This window comes from Psychrobacter proteolyticus, from assembly GCF_039762275.1.
GTDB classification, from domain to species: Bacteria; Pseudomonadota; Gammaproteobacteria; order Pseudomonadales; family Moraxellaceae; genus Psychrobacter; species Psychrobacter proteolyticus_C.
Window position 1 is genome coordinate 48,322 of record NZ_JBDLOB010000009.1, and the last position, 17,277, is coordinate 65,598.

The 17,277-nt window shown below is 42.8% G+C and carries 32 protein-coding genes; 2 read left to right on the forward strand and 30 right to left on the reverse strand.

The window, feature by feature from the left end; translation table 11 throughout:
- Nucleotides 1-160: 160 nt before the first annotated feature.
- Nucleotides 161-343 carry a 50S ribosomal protein L32 gene (rpmF, locus tag ABFV72_RS12105; RefSeq protein WP_057758809.1) on the reverse strand — a complete coding sequence of 61 codons (183 nt, stop codon included), beginning with the start codon at nt 341-343 and terminating at the stop codon, nt 161-163.
- A gap of 318 nt (nt 344-661) precedes the next feature.
- Entirely contained in the window at nt 662-1,255 is a 594-nt protein-coding gene (locus ABFV72_RS12110) for a YceD family protein (RefSeq protein WP_102077932.1), read from the reverse strand.
- A 181-nt stretch (nt 1,256-1,436) separates the two neighbouring features.
- On the opposite strand from ABFV72_RS12110, the gene ABFV72_RS12115 reads away from it, so the two are divergent.
- Both ABFV72_RS12115 and ABFV72_RS12120 read left to right on the forward strand, forming a co-directional pair.
- Entirely contained in the window at nt 1,437-2,180 is a 744-nt protein-coding gene (locus ABFV72_RS12115) for an elongation factor P hydroxylase (protein ID WP_347163936.1), read from the forward strand.
- 232 nt (nt 2,181-2,412) lie between these two features.
- Nucleotides 2,413-3,033 (forward strand): L-threonylcarbamoyladenylate synthase, encoded by a 621-nt coding sequence (locus tag ABFV72_RS12120; RefSeq protein ID WP_347163937.1) that lies wholly within the window; start codon nt 2,413-2,415, stop codon nt 3,031-3,033.
- A gap of 110 nt (nt 3,034-3,143) precedes the next feature.
- Here ABFV72_RS12120 and rplQ read toward each other — a convergent pair whose 3' ends face one another.
- From rplQ to rpsJ, 28 genes are all read right to left on the reverse strand, one after another.
- Complete coding sequence (gene rplQ, locus ABFV72_RS12125; protein WP_021813387.1) at nt 3,144-3,503, reverse strand: 50S ribosomal protein L17; 360 nt, start codon at nt 3,501-3,503, stop codon at nt 3,144-3,146.
- A 19-nt stretch (nt 3,504-3,522) separates the two neighbouring features.
- Entirely contained in the window at nt 3,523-4,530 is a 1,008-nt protein-coding gene (locus ABFV72_RS12130) for a DNA-directed RNA polymerase subunit alpha (protein WP_021813386.1), read from the reverse strand.
- Nucleotides 4,531-4,610: 80 nt separating this feature from the next.
- Nucleotides 4,611-5,252 carry a 30S ribosomal protein S4 gene (rpsD, locus tag ABFV72_RS12135; RefSeq protein WP_057758723.1) on the reverse strand — a complete coding sequence of 214 codons (642 nt, stop codon included), beginning with the start codon at nt 5,250-5,252 and terminating at the stop codon, nt 4,611-4,613.
- 48 nt (nt 5,253-5,300) lie between these two features.
- Nucleotides 5,301-5,690 (reverse strand): 30S ribosomal protein S11, encoded by a 390-nt coding sequence (gene rpsK, locus ABFV72_RS12140; protein ID WP_010196728.1) that lies wholly within the window; start codon nt 5,688-5,690, stop codon nt 5,301-5,303.
- Nucleotides 5,691-5,710: 20 nt separating this feature from the next.
- A complete protein-coding gene (gene rpsM, locus ABFV72_RS12145; RefSeq protein WP_021813384.1) occupies nt 5,711-6,067 on the reverse strand; it encodes a 30S ribosomal protein S13 in 357 nt (118 codons plus the stop codon).
- Between the two features lie 247 nt (nt 6,068-6,314).
- A complete protein-coding gene (gene rpmJ, locus ABFV72_RS12150) occupies nt 6,315-6,431 on the reverse strand; it encodes a 50S ribosomal protein L36 (RefSeq protein WP_010196721.1) in 117 nt (38 codons plus the stop codon).
- A 31-nt stretch (nt 6,432-6,462) separates the two neighbouring features.
- A complete protein-coding gene (gene secY / locus ABFV72_RS12155; protein ID WP_166739245.1) occupies nt 6,463-7,794 on the reverse strand; it encodes a preprotein translocase subunit SecY in 1,332 nt (443 codons plus the stop codon).
- Nucleotides 7,795-7,813: 19 nt separating this feature from the next.
- Entirely contained in the window at nt 7,814-8,254 is a 441-nt protein-coding gene (rplO, locus tag ABFV72_RS12160) for a 50S ribosomal protein L15 (protein ID WP_057758719.1), read from the reverse strand.
- Nucleotides 8,254-8,433, reverse strand: a complete 180-nt coding sequence (gene rpmD, locus ABFV72_RS12165; protein ID WP_057758718.1) for a 50S ribosomal protein L30 — start codon at nt 8,431-8,433, stop codon at nt 8,254-8,256. The genes rplO and rpmD overlap by 1 nt, the downstream gene beginning before the upstream one ends.
- A 20-nt stretch (nt 8,434-8,453) precedes the next feature.
- Nucleotides 8,454-8,969 carry a 30S ribosomal protein S5 gene (rpsE, locus tag ABFV72_RS12170; protein WP_057758716.1) on the reverse strand — a complete coding sequence of 172 codons (516 nt, stop codon included), beginning with the start codon at nt 8,967-8,969 and terminating at the stop codon, nt 8,454-8,456.
- Between the two features lie 2 nt (nt 8,970-8,971).
- Nucleotides 8,972-9,322 (reverse strand): 50S ribosomal protein L18, encoded by a 351-nt coding sequence (gene rplR, locus ABFV72_RS12175; protein WP_057758713.1) that lies wholly within the window; start codon nt 9,320-9,322, stop codon nt 8,972-8,974.
- Between the two features lie 11 nt (nt 9,323-9,333).
- A complete protein-coding gene (gene rplF, locus ABFV72_RS12180; protein WP_057758710.1) occupies nt 9,334-9,867 on the reverse strand; it encodes a 50S ribosomal protein L6 in 534 nt (177 codons plus the stop codon).
- 176 nt (nt 9,868-10,043) lie between these two features.
- Complete coding sequence (rpsH, locus tag ABFV72_RS12185; protein WP_101204864.1) at nt 10,044-10,442, reverse strand: 30S ribosomal protein S8; 399 nt, start codon at nt 10,440-10,442, stop codon at nt 10,044-10,046.
- Nucleotides 10,443-10,453: 11 nt separating this feature from the next.
- Entirely contained in the window at nt 10,454-10,759 is a 306-nt protein-coding gene (gene rpsN / locus ABFV72_RS12190; RefSeq protein WP_010196705.1) for a 30S ribosomal protein S14, read from the reverse strand.
- A 12-nt stretch (nt 10,760-10,771) separates the two neighbouring features.
- Nucleotides 10,772-11,308, reverse strand: coding sequence for a 50S ribosomal protein L5 (gene rplE / locus ABFV72_RS12195; protein WP_101204865.1), 537 nt, complete (start codon nt 11,306-11,308; stop codon nt 10,772-10,774).
- A gap of 21 nt (nt 11,309-11,329) precedes the next feature.
- Nucleotides 11,330-11,647, reverse strand: a complete 318-nt coding sequence (rplX, locus tag ABFV72_RS12200) for a 50S ribosomal protein L24 (RefSeq protein ID WP_101204866.1) — start codon at nt 11,645-11,647, stop codon at nt 11,330-11,332.
- Between the two features lie 8 nt (nt 11,648-11,655).
- Nucleotides 11,656-12,024, reverse strand: a complete 369-nt coding sequence (gene rplN / locus ABFV72_RS12205; protein WP_010196702.1) for a 50S ribosomal protein L14 — start codon at nt 12,022-12,024, stop codon at nt 11,656-11,658.
- Between the two features lie 183 nt (nt 12,025-12,207).
- Nucleotides 12,208-12,483, reverse strand: a complete 276-nt coding sequence (rpsQ, locus tag ABFV72_RS12210; protein WP_021813375.1) for a 30S ribosomal protein S17 — start codon at nt 12,481-12,483, stop codon at nt 12,208-12,210.
- A complete protein-coding gene (gene rpmC, locus ABFV72_RS12215; protein WP_025644397.1) occupies nt 12,480-12,677 on the reverse strand; it encodes a 50S ribosomal protein L29 in 198 nt (65 codons plus the stop codon). The genes rpsQ and rpmC overlap by 4 nt, the downstream gene beginning before the upstream one ends.
- The gene (gene rplP / locus ABFV72_RS12220) at nt 12,677-13,090 is read right to left on the reverse strand and encodes a 50S ribosomal protein L16 (protein ID WP_025644399.1); all 414 of its coding nucleotides are present in this window, start codon (nt 13,088-13,090) and stop codon (nt 12,677-12,679) included. The genes rpmC and rplP overlap by 1 nt, the downstream gene beginning before the upstream one ends.
- A gap of 3 nt (nt 13,091-13,093) precedes the next feature.
- Entirely contained in the window at nt 13,094-13,816 is a 723-nt protein-coding gene (gene rpsC, locus ABFV72_RS12225; RefSeq protein WP_057758704.1) for a 30S ribosomal protein S3, read from the reverse strand.
- Between the two features lie 3 nt (nt 13,817-13,819).
- On the reverse strand, nt 13,820-14,149 hold the full coding sequence (gene rplV / locus ABFV72_RS12230) for a 50S ribosomal protein L22 (RefSeq protein ID WP_021813373.1): 330 nt from the start codon (nt 14,147-14,149) through the stop codon (nt 13,820-13,822).
- Between the two features lie 10 nt (nt 14,150-14,159).
- Entirely contained in the window at nt 14,160-14,435 is a 276-nt protein-coding gene (gene rpsS / locus ABFV72_RS12235; RefSeq protein WP_010196682.1) for a 30S ribosomal protein S19, read from the reverse strand.
- A 12-nt stretch (nt 14,436-14,447) separates the two neighbouring features.
- The gene (gene rplB / locus ABFV72_RS12240; RefSeq protein ID WP_057758702.1) at nt 14,448-15,275 is read right to left on the reverse strand and encodes a 50S ribosomal protein L2; all 828 of its coding nucleotides are present in this window, start codon (nt 15,273-15,275) and stop codon (nt 14,448-14,450) included.
- Between the two features lie 11 nt (nt 15,276-15,286).
- Nucleotides 15,287-15,637, reverse strand: a complete 351-nt coding sequence (rplW, locus tag ABFV72_RS12245; protein WP_057758700.1) for a 50S ribosomal protein L23 — start codon at nt 15,635-15,637, stop codon at nt 15,287-15,289.
- Nucleotides 15,634-16,236, reverse strand: coding sequence for a 50S ribosomal protein L4 (gene rplD / locus ABFV72_RS12250; protein ID WP_057758698.1), 603 nt, complete (start codon nt 16,234-16,236; stop codon nt 15,634-15,636). Before rplD ends, rplW begins: the two co-directional genes overlap by 4 nt.
- A 14-nt stretch (nt 16,237-16,250) precedes the next feature.
- Nucleotides 16,251-16,889 (reverse strand): 50S ribosomal protein L3, encoded by a 639-nt coding sequence (rplC, locus tag ABFV72_RS12255; RefSeq protein ID WP_057758696.1) that lies wholly within the window; start codon nt 16,887-16,889, stop codon nt 16,251-16,253.
- Between the two features lie 49 nt (nt 16,890-16,938).
- Nucleotides 16,939-17,250 carry a 30S ribosomal protein S10 gene (gene rpsJ / locus ABFV72_RS12260; protein ID WP_010196670.1) on the reverse strand — a complete coding sequence of 104 codons (312 nt, stop codon included), beginning with the start codon at nt 17,248-17,250 and terminating at the stop codon, nt 16,939-16,941.
- Nucleotides 17,251-17,277: the final 27 nt, after the last annotated feature.

The window sequence follows — 17,277 nt, forward strand, 5'->3', positions numbered from 1 at the left end:
AATAACAAAAAGCCAAGTTATCCAGCCACATAATATATGATAGCGAAATAACTTGGCTTTTTTTAGCTCAAAGCTTATTGACTAATAATAACTAGGCAAAAACAATAATAGTCACCAGTACTATTATCATCTTCGCCTAAGCTATCACAGAGCCAATGTCTTAGGCGTCTTGGCTGACTTTGAACAGTTGACGACCACGGTAGAAACCATCTTTAGTCATGTGATGACGACGATGTTTTTCACCAGTAGTAGCATCTACGCTTAGTTCAGCAATTTCCATACGGTGATGTGAACGGCGCATGTCACGACGAGAACGGCTTTTACGACTTTTTTGAACAGCCATGATATAGCTCCTATACTTAAAAGGGATAAGCTTGAAATTCAGCTTAAGTCGATACTGACAGAGGCTATATAATCATAACAACCTAAGTCTTAAGCATCATTAGTTAAATAGATTGCCACTCACATAAAGCACTGACCAAGGCTGAATTCTATAAAAAATTTACCCAGTCAGCTTCTATTAGTAAGCAACAGGTTGCTCGAATGCAATAAACCGGACATTATACGCATGTTTATTAAATTAATAAAGCCCTGCCTTGCACTCTTCTGTACAAAGCTGATAAAAGGCTTTTTAAATGCATTGAGTAGATAATTTTGACGCTTATAGTTTGCCTTTTAGCGAGGCTAAAGCAGCAAAAGGATTTTCACCTTCCTCTTCTTCTGGTATCTCACCAAACTGCTCAACAGACATCTCACAATCGTCGTGCTTTGGAGCCATTGGGGTTTTAAGCAAGATCTCGTCTTCTACCAACTTCTTAAATGGCAACAGACGCTCTGGAGATTGCTCGGTGACGATTTCATCCAGTAATAAATAATCTTGTTCATCTTTAACTAAACGAACCTGACTATCGTTTTCTAGTAGCGCGATGTCATAATCATCAGACAAGTCTATCGCGATTGGTTGTAAGCAGCGCTGACAAGTTAGCCAAACATCACCTGTCAAAGTAAATGCTAGATGCAAGACGTTGTTGCGACGATATAAGTTAGCGTTGAGCTGTATGTCTGACTGCTCATGTTCAGTGCTCAGAGTAGTAGCAAGACGATCAAACGAGCTTGGTTTTACCTCTCCTGACCATTCATAACCAGTGTCTGCCCACTTATCTAAAGAAATATGCTCAGGCATGCCAGTAGATACAGGCGCTTTTTTATTGTCAGCGTGAGGTGCTGACGGTTTAGTTTCTGGAGTGCTTGACATGCGCGGCCTCATTCATAAAAACGGTGTATAATATTGCCTGCCATACTAACGGAAAGTGCCATATTCTGCTAGCGCTAGTATGTTAAGATTTTTTGATAGTAAATTTGTTTAAGCTCTTCTACTACTTACCTTTTACCTAAAGTTTTTTGTCTTTAGTATTTATTAAGTCAATGTCTTCTCTATGAATCTATCCGATAACAAGATTAATTTTTCTGATTTACTTCCTCCTGCTGGAGCAAGTTCGTTGCTACAACAGCTTATTCAATTAAAAAGTCATACTGAAAGGTCATCTAGCAATATACTCTCTCATGATAAAAATGAGTATTTAAAAGAATGGAGAAGTCAGTGGCAAGAATTGTCTAGTATCCAATCTGACGATATTTACTCAGCAGAATCGATAATTGATAGCGAACGATTAGCTACCGACTGGCTCATACAGTTATTTAATATTTTATTTGCTGATCAGCAAGTTATATTGGTTCGTAGCAATGATGAACCCGAGTATTTTCCAGCTCAAGATAATGAACCCGCTCGAATTGAATTCGCTCATGGCTTTTTTGCCAGTGCTTTACATGAAATCAGTCATTGGTGCGTGGCTGGTGATGCTCGTAGACAACTATCTGATTTTGGCTACTGGTATGCACCAGATGGACGATCAGCGGCGCAGCAGCAGGCATTTGAGCGTGTAGAAATCAAACCTCAAGCATTAGAGTGTTTATTCACCTTAGCATGTGGACGAAATTTCCAAGTCTCACAAGATAATTTGTTTGCCGACTTCGACACTAGTAGTAGCACCTTTGCTATTGATGTCTATCAGCAAGTCCAAAACTATATAGCCAAACCTCATACTCTGCCGCGTGACGCTAAGACTTTACTGACTGCATTACTTAGCGCTTGCATTTCTCCATCTGAAATCAGCGCTTAGTTTAAATTACTAAGCGTTCCTACTTATTAACGATTTTCTACGGTTGGTAACGCCTTGCCACTAAACTTATATCTGCTTTGAGCTATACTGATAACTGAAGTAGTATTTTGAAGATATCGATCTGCTTTAGTTCTAAAATAGTTTTTCTAATATATCTAGTAATTGAACCACATCTAATTAATGAAAAATTTGTCTCAACTAAAAACCAATAATTATAAAATAAGGAACCACTATGGAAGTCTTCTATATTCATCCCGATAATCCGCAGCCACGTCTCATTGAGCAAGCCGCTGACCTATTGCGCAAAGATCAGCTAATTATTTACCCAACTGATACCAGTTATGCTTTTGGTTGCCGTTTGGGTGCAAAGGATGCCCTAGCGAAGCTTAAGCAAATCCGCGAACTCGATGATAAGCATCAATTTACCTTGCTGTGCCGCGATCTAAGCGAAATTGCCAATTATGCAACAGTTGATAATGTGCAATTTAAACAGCTGAAAGCCCACACCCCTGCCCCAATTACTTTTATTCTTACTGCCACCAAAGACGTACCGAAAAAACTGGCCCATGCAAAGAAAAAAACCATTGGTATTCGTGTGCCTAGTAACCCTATTGCTCAAGCATTATTAGAAGCGATGGATGAACCTATCTTAACCAGCTCACTGATTTTGCCTAATCGAGACGATATTTTGGATGACCCGTTTGAGATTGAAGACTTACTGGGTAACCAAATCGACGGTCTCATCAATGCAGGTATAAAAACGACCAAGCTTACTACTATCGTAGATATGACTAGCAGCGTTCCTGAAGTTATCAGGCAAGGTGCGGCTGATGTCGATTCGTTATTACTCTAAGCAGCTAGTTATTGCTTTAAACAACTAATAGTATATTTAGTCAAATTTAAGACAAAAAAAAGCTCCAATTGCATTGGAGCTTTTTTATGGAATATGTCTTAGGTGCAAAACTAGTCGCGATCAACCAATTCTACATAAGCCATTGGCGCATTGTCACCATCACGGTAACCGCATTTTACGATACGCAAATAACCACCTGGACGCGTCTGGTAACGAGGACCTAACGTGCCAAATAATTTGCCTACCATAGCTTTGCTACGCATACGGCTGAATGCTAAACGACGGTTAGCAACGCTGTCTTCTTTAGCCATAGTGATCAATGGCTCGGCAACGCGACGTAGTTCTTTAGCTTTTGGTAAAGTTGTTTTGATCAGTTCATGCTCAAATAATGAGTTAGTCATGTTCTGAAACATTGCCTTACGATGACTGCCGGTACGACCCAGCTTGACTCCACTCTTACGATGGCGCATAGTCAAAAATCCTTAAAGTTTAACGGCTACGATAAGAAAAGCGATCATCAACACGTAAATCAGCTGGTGGCCAGTTATCTAGGCGCATACCGAGCTCTAAATCTTTAGACGCTAATACGTCCTTGATTTCTGTCAATGATTTCTTACCAAGATTTGGGGTTTTTAGAAGTTCAGTCTCTGAACGCTGTACCAAATCACCGATATAGTAAATGTTTTCAGCTTTCAAGCAGTTGGCTGAGCGAACCGTTAGTTCAAGATCGTCCACAGGGCGTAATAGCACCGGATCAACCTCTTCTTTCTCTTTCACAGGCTCAGGCGCTTCTTCAGCTTCTAGGTCAACAAAGATAGAAATCTGTTGTTGTAAAATAGTGGCTGCTTTACGAATTGCTTCTTCTGGATCTATAGTGCCATTAGTTTCAAGCTCAATGATAAGACGATCAAGATCAGTACGCTGCTCTACACGAGCGTTCTCAACCTGATAAGCAACACGAAGCACAGGACTAAAACTTGCATCAAGCTTTAAGCGTCCAATTGCTTTAGTATCACCATCTTCACGGCGCTGGTTTGCTGGCTCATATCCACGACCCATCACTACACGCAAACGCATCTTAAGATGACCACGATCGCTCAATGTACCCAAGACCAATTCTGGATTGATGATGTCAACATTGTGCGGCAACGCGATGTCTGCAGCAGTAATAGTGCCTGGACCTTGTTTATCCAAGGTCAAAAATACTTCATTTTGGTCATGAAGCGTAATCGCTAAGCCTTTTAGGTTCAAAAGCAAATCAAGTACGTCTTCTTGCAGGCCTTCAAGCGTTGAGTATTCATGGTCAACACCATCAATCTCAGCTTCAATGACTGCAGCACCAGGTAATGAAGATAACAAGATGCGACGCAGAGCATTACCTAGGGTATGCCCAAAGCCGCGTTCTAACGGTTCGAGCGTGACTTTCGCAATCGTTTCGTTAACCGTATCCACATTAATGGCATTCGGCGTTAGAAACTCAGTTGCATTTAGCATCATGATGTCACCTCGATTTATTAAACTGGTTTAATTAACGTTAATTGCTCAATGCCATTTTCATAACATTGAGCATTACGTCATTACTTAGAGTATAGCTCAACGATCAAGCTTTCGTTGATTTCAGCAGGTAGATCAATACGATCAGGCGCATGTTTAAACGTGCCTTGTAGTTTGCTGTGGTCAACATCAAGCCATTCTGGAATACCACGTTGTGTCGCTAATTCGATAGCGTTTTTAATACGTAGCTGTTCGCGAGATTTCTCTTGGATAGCGATGACATCACCATCTTGAAGCTGAATTGAAGGAATGTTCACACGAACAAACTCATCACGGCCAGCTTTTTTTACCATAACAGTACGATGACTGACTAGCTGACGTGCTTCTGCGCGAGTTGAGCCAAAGCCCATGCGATATACAACGTTATCTAGACGGCTCTCAAGCATTGCTAGCAAGTTTTCACCAGTAGCGCCACGCTTACGAGCAGCTTCTTTATAGTAGTTCGCGAATTGACGCTCTAGTACACCATAAATACGCTTAACTTTTTGCTTTTCACGCAACTGTAAAGCATATTCTGAGGTCTTGTTACGGCTTACGCCATGCTGACCTGGTGGACGACCAGCTTTCTTCGTTTTTACGTCATACGGTTTAACGCCAGACTTAAGGCCTAAATCCGTACCTTCACGACGTGATAATTTCAGTTTTGGTCCAATATAGCGGGCCATTGTTATGTCTCCTATAAGCTTTTAGTATAAAAAGCTTCGTCTTTAATATTAGACGCGGCGCTTTTTCGGCGCACGGCAACCATTGTGTGGGATTGGGGTTACATCAGAGATGCTGTTAACTTTATAACCCAATGCACCTAGTGCTCTTACCGCAGACTCACGACCCGGTCCTGGTCCTTTGACCAAAACATCGATATTCTTAACACCATATTCTTGGGCCGCTTTACCAGCGACTTCAGCTGCAACCTGAGCTGCAAATGGTGTAGATTTACGTGAACCACGGAAGCCTTGTCCACCTGAAGTGGCCCAAGCCAATGCATTACCTTGACGATCGGTAATCGTAACAATGGTGTTATTAAAAGACGCATGGATATGGGCAATGCCCTCCGATACTGAACGACGAGCCACCTTTTTGCGACTGCGAGTGTCTTTTGCCATCTTTTAGCTTCCTAAGTTAATTATCTTTTGAGAGGGCGTGTCGGACCCTTACGAGTACGAGCGTTGTTCTTGGTGTTCTGACCTCTAACTGGTAGGTTACGACGATGACGAATGCCACGGTAACAACCAAGATCAACTAAACGCTTGATGTTCATTGAAACTTCACGACGAAGGTCACCTTCAGTCATGTAGTTTGCAACTTGTGCACGGATAGCATCTAACTGTGTATCATCTAACTGACTGACTTTAGTAGTAGGGGCGATGCCAACTGCTTCTAAGATTTTCTGAGCAGTGGTACGACCTACACCAAAGATGTAAGTTAGTGAAATAACAGCATGCTTATTATCCGGAATGTTTACGCCGGCAATACGAGCCATTGATTTCTCTCCATTAAAGAAAAATAAGCGTTATCTAGCGATAAGGCTTTACTCTTCAGATTTGTTGCTGTTAATACTAGAGCTTTTATAGTCATTATCGATGTTTTGACTATAAGTCTGCTCATCGATTCTATTATAAAAGATTTTGTATAAACACGGCAAGTGGCGGATGATATCGCATCCGCCGTTATTTTTCAAGTATTAATTTAATTAGCAGCGAAAACTAAATGTTTTCTAATACTAAATATTAACCTTGACGTTGCTTGTGGCGAGGTTCTGCTGTACAAATAATATGTACACGGCCTTTACGGCGCACAACTTTACAGCTACCACAAATCTTTTTAACTGATGCTTGAACTTTCATAGCATGCTCCTTGAAATATCGTACCGCTCATTTAAGGTTGAGTGGGCGATTGAATTAACGTCTGATCATGATATTGATGGGTCATCAAATGCGCTTGAATCTGCGAGATGAAGTCCATTACCACAACCACCATAATCAGTAAAGACGTACCACCGAGTTGAAACGGCACACCAAACGATGACTGGACGACCATTGGCATTAAACAAATAACCGTCATATACATCGCGCCAATAAAGGTCAGTCGGTTTAATACATGATCGAGGTAACGCTGAGTTTGTTGTCCTGGGCGAATACCTGGGATATACGCACCACTACGTTTAAGGTTCTCTGCTACTTCACGCGGACTAAATACCAATGCCGTATAAAAATAACAGAAGAAAATAATCATTGCGCCAAACAGTACTAAATATAGCGGCTGTCCTGGAGACAGTACCAATGCCATATTTTGAAGTATTTTCTGTACAAAGGTAGGATCAGTCGATTGACCAACCCACTGCCCTAAACTTGCAGGAAACAATAACAAAGAACTGGCAAAAATAGCGGGGATAACCCCTGCCATATTTAGTTTCAACGGCAAATGTGATTGCTGCTGAGCGTAAATTTTGCGACCTTGTTGCTGTTTTTGTGCATAGTTCACAGGAACACGGCGTTGAGCACGTTCAATATAAACGATACCCGCAGTAACCGCGATACCTAGCAGTACAAAAATAAATAGCACAATCAAGTTCATCTGACCTTGATTGACCTGTTCAATAGACTGCGAAATCATACCTGGCGTACCAGCCACAATACTCGCAAAAATGAGCATTGAAATACCATTACCTACGCCACGTTCTGTAATCTGCTCACCAAGCCACATTAAGAACATTGCGCCTGCTACTAAAGAAGTAACAGCTGGAATATAAAAGGTAAGACCAGTAGATAAAGTAAGGTTTTGGCTGATTAAGCCGGCACACATTCCTAATGACTGTACTAGAGCCAAAGCAAGCGTTCCCTGACGGGTGTACTTGTTTAGCTTGCGTCGTCCCGCTTCACCTTCTTTTTTGAGGGCTTCAAGCGATGGCAATACTGCAGACATCATCTGTACGATAATCGATGCTGAAATATATGGCATAATACCAAGCGCCATGATAGACATACGCTCTAGCGCACCACCTGAGAACATATTAAACATGCTCAGAATGGTGTTTTCGTTGCGCGAAAACAGATCAGCCAAGTTAACTGGGTTAATACCCGGAACTGGAATATGTGACCCTAAACGATAAACAATCAATGCGCCGATTAAAAATAATAAACGCGTCCATAGCTCATCATACTTACGTATAAATGCGAATGGATTAAGCGGTATACCAGCCGATGACATTGATTGTTTTGACACGTTACTACTCCTCGATGCTACCACCAGCAGCTTCGATAGCTTGCTTAGCACCTTTAGTCACTTTAATACCTTTGAAAGTATAAGCTTTAGTGACTTCGCCTGATAGCATTACACGAGCACGTTTCATATCGTGACGGATAAGGTTAGCAGCTTTAAGTGTTTCAAGGCTAACTACATCGCCTTCAATTTTATTCAGTTCAGAAAGACGTACTTCAGCAGTCTTCATAGCCAGTTTACTGGTAAAACCAAATTTTGGTAGACGGCGATATAAAGGCATCTGACCACCTTCAAATCCTGAGCGAATGCTAGAACCTGAACGAGATTTCTGACCTTTTACACCACGACCACCAGTCTTACCAAGACCTGAACCGATACCGCGACCACGACGTTGGGCAGTTTTCTTTGCGCCAACACCTGGTGATAATTCATTTAATCTAAGACCCATTACGCTTCCTCCACTTTTACCATGTAGTTAACGCGATTGACCATACCACGAGTCGAAGGAGTATCTTCTACTACTACAGTATGATTAATACGGCGTAAACCCAATCCTTTCAAGCTCGCTTTGTGGCTCTTTAGGCGATGGGCACCCGATTTAAATTGAGTGACTTTCATTTTTTTCATCGTAACTCACCTAGTCTAAGTTAACCCAAGATTTCGTCTACAGATTTACCACGTTTAGCTGCCATCTTCTCTGGAGTTGACATATCACGTAAACCGTTAAACGTTGCGCGAACAACGTTAGCAGTATTGGTAGAACCATAACATTTAGTCAAAACATCTTTGACACCAGCAACTTCTAATACAGCACGCATTGCGCCACCAGCGATTACGCCAGTACCTTCAGATGCAGGTTGCATATAGACTTTACTAGCACCATGACGTGCTTTGATTGGATGATGCAAAGTTGCATCATTTAGCTCAACAGTAATCATATTACGTTTGGCAGCTTCTAGTGCTTTTTGGATAGCAGCTGGCACTTCACGTGCTTTACCGCGACCAAAACCTACACGACCATTGCCATCGCCCACTACAGTCAATGCAGTGAAAGAGAAAATACGACCACCTTTAACAACTTTCGCTACGCGATCAACGGTAACTAAGCGTTCTACTAGACCGTCAGTCTGTTCATTTTTATCATTTTTATCATTTCTAGCCATGATTAAAACTCCAATCCGTTTTCGCGAGCAGCTTCTGCTAAAGCTTTAACTCGACCATGATATTTGAAACCACTACGGTCAAAGGCAACTTTAGTAATGCCAGCTGCTTTTGCGCGTTCTGCGATCATTTGGCCTACAGACGTTGCTGAATCAGCATTACCAGTCGCGCCTGAACGCAAGCTGCTGTCTAAGGTAGATGCCTGAGCAATCACTTCACCACCATTTGGAGAGATAATCTGGGCATAAATATGTTTTGACGTGCGGTTAACCGTTAAGCGATGAACGCCTAAGAAACGGATATGCGCGCGTGTTTTCTTAGCTCGACGCAGACGAGCTGCTTTTTTATCAAACATTTCAACTCACCTTATTTTTTCTTAGCTTCTTTGCGAATCACATGCTCGTCACTATAACGAATACCTTTGCCTTTGTAAGGCTCAGGTGGGCGGAAACCACGGATGTTAGCGGCTGCTTGACCAAGCTGCTGTTTATTGTTTGATTTCAAAACAATTTCAGTTTGCGTTGGCGTTTCAGCTGATACACCTTCAGGTAACGTATACTCTACTGGATGAGAATAACCAACGTTCAAGGTTACTTTGTTACCAGTAACTTGCGCGCGATAACCAACACCAATCAACTGAAGACGTCTTTCAAAGCCTTCGTTTACGCCAGTAACATAGTTGTTAACAAGAGCGCGCATGGTGCCAGTGTGCATCATAGCTTCTTTTGAATCGACTGTAGGTGAGAAAATGATAGCATCATCTTCCTGTTTCAGCTCGACCAATTCATGCAGGCGTAAAGACATAGAACCGTTCTTGCCTTTAACTTCGACCTGCCGATCGTTCAAAGTAACGCTTACGCCGTTTGGCAGCGTCACTGGGGCTTTAGCCACACGAGACATAGGAATATTCCTTAAAAAATTTAACTTCTTTATATTAGCGAAAAAACTAACAGGCTAAAAAGCGTGTTAGTTTAGCATAGTTGACTGTGTTAGACATCTATCAATTCGAAATAATTTAATATTACTCAACCAATAGAAGCCTAACAACCATCAAATAGACTTCATCGTCGTATAGCTTACGCTACAAATGCGACGATTTCACCACCGATACCAGCAGCGCGTGCAGCACGATCGCTCATGATACCTTGGCTAGTAGATACGATAGCAACACCCATACCTTGCTTAACAGTAGGGATAGCGTCTTTACCGCGGAACTGGCGTAAACCAGGACGGCTATAACGTTGGATAGTTTCGATGACAGCACGGCCTTCGAAATATTTCAATTCAATAGTAAGGGTTGCTTTGTTGTTTTCTTCTTCAGCAACAACAGCGCTAGCCACATAACCTTCGCTAACTAGTAAATCAGCAATTGATTTACGTAATTTAGAGCTCGGCATTGCTACCGATACTTTGTTAGCCATTTGTGCGTTACGGATACGGGTTAGCATATCCCCAACGGTATCTTGCATACTCATATAGTTACTCCTTACCAGCTTGCTTTACGAACACCAGGCACATCGCCTTGCATGACACGCTCACGCAGCATATTGCGTGATAAGCCAAACTTGCGGAAGTAACCGTGAGGACGACCGGTGATAGCACAACGATTACGCAGACGTACTGGTGATGAGTTGCGTGGAAGAGCTTGTAGCTCTAACATCGCTTCCATACGAGTTTCGTCACTTGCAGTCATATCACTGATAGTTTCTTTTAGCTTGATACGCTTTTCAGCATATTTAGCAACCATTTTTTCGCGCTTTAATTCGCGGTTAATCATGCTCTTCTTTGCCATAACGTCTTTACCTTATTTAAATGGGAAGCCGAATGCTTTAAGCAACGCACGACCTTCTTCATCAGATTGAGCTGACGTGGTGATTGTCACATCCATACCACGGATACGATCAATCTTGTCAAAATCTACTTCTGGGAATACGATTTGTTCTTTGATACCCAGTGAGTAGTTACCACGTCCGTCAAAGGCTTTAGGTGAAAAACCGCGGAAATCACGAATACGAGGAATTGCAATGGCAACGAGACGATCTAAAAATTCGTACATTTGCTCACCGCGTAGCGTTACTTTACAGCCAATTGGCCATTCTTCACGAATCTTAAAGCCAGCAACTGATTTACGCGCTTTGGTGACAACAGGTTTTTGACCAGCAATCGCGGTCATATCAGCTACAGCACCTTCCAACAATTTCTTGTCTTGAGACGCGCCGCCTACACCCATGTTAAGTGTGATTTTAGTGATTTTAGGCACTTGCATCACATTTGCCAAACCAAGCTCTTCTTTGATTTGCTGCTTTAGTTCATCGTTATATAAAGATTTTAATCTTGCCATTACCATTACACCCTTAGTGTCTTACGCAGTCGCCACTACTTCACCGCTTGAACGATAGACGCGTTGTTTCTTGCCGTCTTCGCCAAACTGATAAGTAATACGGTCTGCTTTTTGGGTTTGCGCATTTAAGATTGCGACATTTGAGATATGCAGAAAAGCTTCTTGCTTAAGAATGCCACCTTCAACGCCAGTTGCCTGATTTGGCTTCTGATGTTTGGTAACAATATTAATGCCTTCAACTTTAATACGATCGTTTTTTACAGCTTGTACAGTACCTTGCTTGCCTTTGTCTTTCCCAGCAATCACGATAACTGTATCGCCTTTACGTAATTTTGACATGGATTACCTCACAATACTTCTGGTGCTAGTGATACAATTTTCATAAACTGATCACCACGTAGTTCACGAGTTACCGGTCCAAAAATACGAGTTGCAATCGGCGCTTTGTTTTGGTTCAACAATACCGCAGCATTGTCATCAAAACGTAACACAGAACCATCTGGACGACGAACGCCTTTTTTGGTACGTACAACTACTGCATTCATCACGTCGCCTTTTTTAACACGACCACGAGGAATGGCTTCTTTAACCGTTACTTTAATAATGTCGCCAACTGATGCATAACGACGATGAGAACCACCCAGTACTTTAATGCACTGAACTCGCCTTGCACCGCTATTGTCTGCAACTTCCAGCATTGACTCAACCTGAATCATAGCGTTACTCCACACGTATGAGCAATAAAAACCAGTTGCTGCCGCTAGCACAGAATGAGTAGGACGGCATTTTAATATAAATAACCGCGACTTACTCTTAATGTGAGTGATATACGCTCGGCGCAATCAGCATCCTTAAAAAGGCGGCTATTTTAACAGCTTCTGGCTTTTAATGCAATTTACTTAGATTTTTTCTACTTTTTCAACCACATCAACTAAAGTCCAAGACTTAGTTTTTGAGATTGGACGCGTTTCTTTGATGCGGACAAGGTCGCCTTGTTGGCAAACGTTATTCTCATCATGAGCTTTGATTTTCGTAGAACGACGAAGCTGCTTGCCATACAAAGGATGACGAACCAGACGCTCAATCAAAACTGTGATGGACTTGTCCATCTTGTCGCTGACAACTCGTCCTGTCAATACGCTAGCATTGGTAGCTGTTTGATTGTTATCGCTCATGAGTCGCCTCGTTGTTTCTCGTTAATCAAAGTCTGAAGCTGGGCAATCGTGCGACGATTGGCTCTAACTTCATGGGTATTACCCAACTGACCAGTTGCTTTAGCCATACGAATACGGAAAGCATCAAGTTGCTTTTCATCAAGTAACTGGGTCAGTTCTTCTAATGATTTATCACGTAATTCACTGATCTTCATTACATTATCGTCCGCTTAACAATGGTAGTTTTAAAGGGCAATTTTGCTGCAGCGAGCGTTAATGCATCACGAGCAAGCTCTTCAGATACCCCTTCAATTTCATATAGCACTTTACCAGGTTTGATTTCGCATACCCAATATTCTACTGGACCTTTACCTTTACCCATACGTACTTCTAATGGTTTGTTGGTAATTGGTTTGTCAGGGAATACACGAATCCAAATCTTACCGCCACGCTTAATTTTACGAGTGATGGTACGACGTGCTGCTTCGATTTGACGAGCTGTCATACGACCACGCGTCAATGATTTTAGACCAATTTGTCCGAATGCAACGGTGCTTCCACGATGAGCTAGCCCAGTGTTACGACCTTTGTGCATTTTACGAAACTTGGTACGTTTTGGCTGTAACATAGTTTAACCTCTGTCTGAGTTTCGACGGTTTCCACGACCACGGCGTTTTGGCGCACGAGTCTGCTCTTCTTTGACGGGATTATATACACTGTTCATACCGTCAAGGATTTCGCCACGGAAAATCCAAACTTTAACACCGATGGTGCCGTAAGTTGTCTCTGCACGAATTGACGAGTAGTCAATATCAGCACGGAGTGTATGCAATGGCACACGACCTTCACGGTACCATTCACTACGAGCAATCTCAGCACCGCCTAGACGGCCAGACAGCTCAACCTTGATACCTTTAGCACCAGAACGCATGCTGTTCTGTACTGCGCGTTTCATCGCACGACGGAACATAACACGACGCTCAAGCTGGCTACCGATGCCGTCTGCTACCAAACGTGCATCAAGGTCAGGTGACGTGATTTCTTCAATGTTGACCTGAGCAGGTACGCCCATAATTTTGGTCAATTCTTTTTGAAGTCTTTCGATATCTTCGCCTTTCTTACCGATAACAATACCAGGACGCGCAGTGGCGATGGTAATCTTAGCAGCGCCAGTAGGACGCTCGATCATGATGTTGCTGATCATAGCGTTGTCTAGCTTTTTGCGTAGATATTCACGAACTTGAATGTCGTTGATTAGGTATTCTGAGTATTGTTTAGGGTTAGCATACCAGTTTGCGTTATGCTTTTTTACAACACCAAGACGAATTCCGATTGGATGTACTTTTTGACCCATAACTTATTCTCCTACCTTTATAGTGATGTGACAAGTACGCTTGCTGATACGATCAGCACGGCCTTTGGCACGTGGTAGGATACGTTTTAGCGTAATGCCTTCATCAACATAGATAGTAGCGACTTTTAGGTCGTCAATATCTAAGCCGTGATTATGTTCGGCATTGGCGATGGCTGAGTTAAGGCATTTCTTAACAAACACAGCGCCTTTTTTATTGCTATACGTTAGGATATCCAAAGCACGCTCAATAGATTTGCCACGAACTTCATCAGCAACGAGTCTAACTTTTTGTGCCGATATGGCGGCACCGCGTAATTTTGCAGTTACTTCCATGGTAAGCACCTTATCTCTTAGCTTTTTTGTCAATGCCGTGACCACGATACGTACGAGTCGGGGCAAATTCACCTAGTTTATGACCAACCATCTGCTCGCTCACGATAACCGGTACATGAGTACGGCCGTTGTGAACAGATAAAGTTAGGCCAACCATTTGTGGCAGAATCATCGAGCGGCGCGACCAAGTCTTAATTGGCTTGCGTGAGTTGGTGTCTAATGCATTCTCAACTTTAGCAAACAAGTGCGCGTCTATGAATGGACCTTTTTTCAATGAACGAGGCATGAAATTCTTCCTTTATTTCTTCTTGGCGCGACGGCGGATGATCATGTTGTCAGTACGCTTATTGTGACGCGTTTTAAGTCCTTTAGACTTCTGACCCCAAGGGCTGGTTGGATGGCGACCTTTGTTACGACCTTCACCACCACCGTGTGGGTGATCAACCGGGTTCATAGCGACACCACGAACAGAAGGACGAACACCACGCCAACGTGAAGCACCGGCTTTACCAAGTGATTTCAAGTTGTTTTCAGTGTTAGAAACTTCACCAATAACAGCGCGGCAATTTACGTGTACACGGCGAGTTTCGCCAGAACGCATACGTAGAATAGCATAAACACCGTCACGACCTAGTAACTGAACGCTAGCACCCGCAGAACGAGCCATCTGTGCACCTTTACCGATTTTAAGCTCGATATTGTGAATCACAGTACCCAATGGGATGTTTTTTAGCGGTAAGCAGTTACCTGGACGAATTGGAGAAGTCTCGCCTGACATTACTGTATCACCAACTACTTGTTTCTTAGCAGCGATAATGTAACGACGTTCGCCATCAGCATACTTAAGTAGAGCAATATGAGCAGTACGGTTAGGATCGTATTCGATACGCTCTACCGTTGCTGGGATATTGTCTTTAGTACGTTTGAAATCGATAATGCGATAATGTTGCTTATGACCACCGCCAATGTGACGAGTAGTAATGCGGCCATTATTGTTACGACCACCTGACTTGCTTTTTGATTCTAGAAGTGCTGCAAACGGACGACCTTTGTACAGGTGTGGATGCACTACTTTTTCAACAAAACGACGGCCTGGTGATGTTGGCTTTGCTCTTACGATAGGCATGAGTGTAATCCTTATTCGTTATTCGCTGTTTCACTAGTAGAATCAGTAGTATTCGCTACTTCTTCACCAGCATCAGCCATTTGTACATCTTGACCAGCTTTTAAGGTAACATAGGCTTTTTTGTAGTCGTTACGACGGCCGATGCTTTTACCAAAACGCTTTGTCTTACCTTTAACATTCAAAGTGTTTACTTTAGTGACTTCAACACCTTCAAACATCAACTCAACTGCTTTCTTGACTTCAAGCTTAGTAGCATTAGAATCAATTTTAAATACCTGCACACCAAGTGAGTCGCCAAGCATTTGAGATTTTTCTGAGAATACAGGCCCTCTTAAGACCTGATAAAGTCTTGCGTTATTCATGCTAGTGCTTCCTCAAATTGTTTCGCAGCTTCAACTGACATGATCACTTTATCAAATGCGATCAAGCTCACTGGATCCACTTCATTTGTACCAAGTACATTGACATGTGGAATGTTGCGAGCAGCTAAGTATAAGTTTTCATCAACTTCTTTAGTAACGATTAGTGCACGAGGTGCATTCAAATCGTTTAACTTAGCAATCAGTTCTTTGGTTTTCGGCCCAGAAACGCTCAACTCTTCTACCAAAATCAGACGCTCTTGACGAATCAATTCTGCTAGGATGCACTGCATCGCACCGCGATACATTTTACGGTTTACTTTCTGTGACCAATCTTGTGGTTTTGCAGCGAATGCACGACCACCTGAACGCCAGATTGGGCTACGAATAGAACCCGCACGAGCGCGACCAGTACCTTTTTGGCGCCATGGCTTAATACCACCGCCAGAAACTTCGGCACGTGTTTTTTGTGCGCGTGTACCTTGGCGAGCACCAGCTAAATAAGCGGTGACGACTTGATGCACTAGTGCTTCGTTGAATTCACGACCAAATGCCGTATCAGAAAGCTCAACCGCCGCACCTGTAACTGTTTTTAAATCCACGTTAATCCCCTTGCTTAGGCTTTGACTGACGGACGTACGATAACATCGCCACCGGTGGCACCTGGGATAGCACCCTTGATGACAAGTAACCCTTTTTCGGCATCAACCGAAATCACTTCTAGGCCCTGAACGGTAACACGTTTGTTACCCATCTGACCCGCCATCTTCTTGCCTTTGAATACTTTACCTGGTGACTGGTTTTGACCAGTTGAACCATGCGCACGATGAGACACTGAGTTACCATGAGTAGCATCTTGCATACTAAAGTTGTGACGCTTAACAGGGCCTTGGAAACCTTTACCTTTGCTCTGTCCTGTCACATCAACCATCTGACCTTGTTCGAACAAGTCAGCTAGAATCTCGCCACCAATCTCACGACCTTCAAGATCGCTTTCGTTGGCACGGAATTCCCAAACACCACGGCCAGCTTTAACACCAGCTTTAGCGAAGTGACCTTTTTGTGCAGCTGTTACGCGGCTGTCACGACGAGTACCTGTGGTAATTTGGATGGCTTGATAACCATCTACATCAGTATTTTTTACTTGAGTAATGCGGTTTGCATCGACCTCAACAACTGTTACAGGGATAGATGCGCCTGTTTCAGTGAAGACACGGGTCATGCCGCACTTTTTACCGACTAAACCGATCGCCATTTTAGACCTCTTTATATCTTATATTAATGGGTTGGGTGTTTAATGTGCATTAACCCAAAGCAATTTGAACGTCAACACCCGCCGCTAAATCTAATTTCATTAGCGCATCCACAGTTTTGTCAGTTGGCTGAACGATATCAACCATACGCTTATGAGTACGGATTTCGTACTGGTCACGAGCGTCTTTGTTAACGTGTGGTGAGGTTAGAACGTTGAAGCGCTCAATGCGAGTCGGCAACGGTACAGGACCACAAACTTGCGCACCGGTGCGCTTTGCAGTATCAACAATCTCTTGTGCAGATTGATCAATCAGACGATGATCAAAAGACTTAAGACGGATACGGATTCTCTGGTTAGCCATGCCAGCAAGCTCCTAATATGTGCCTTT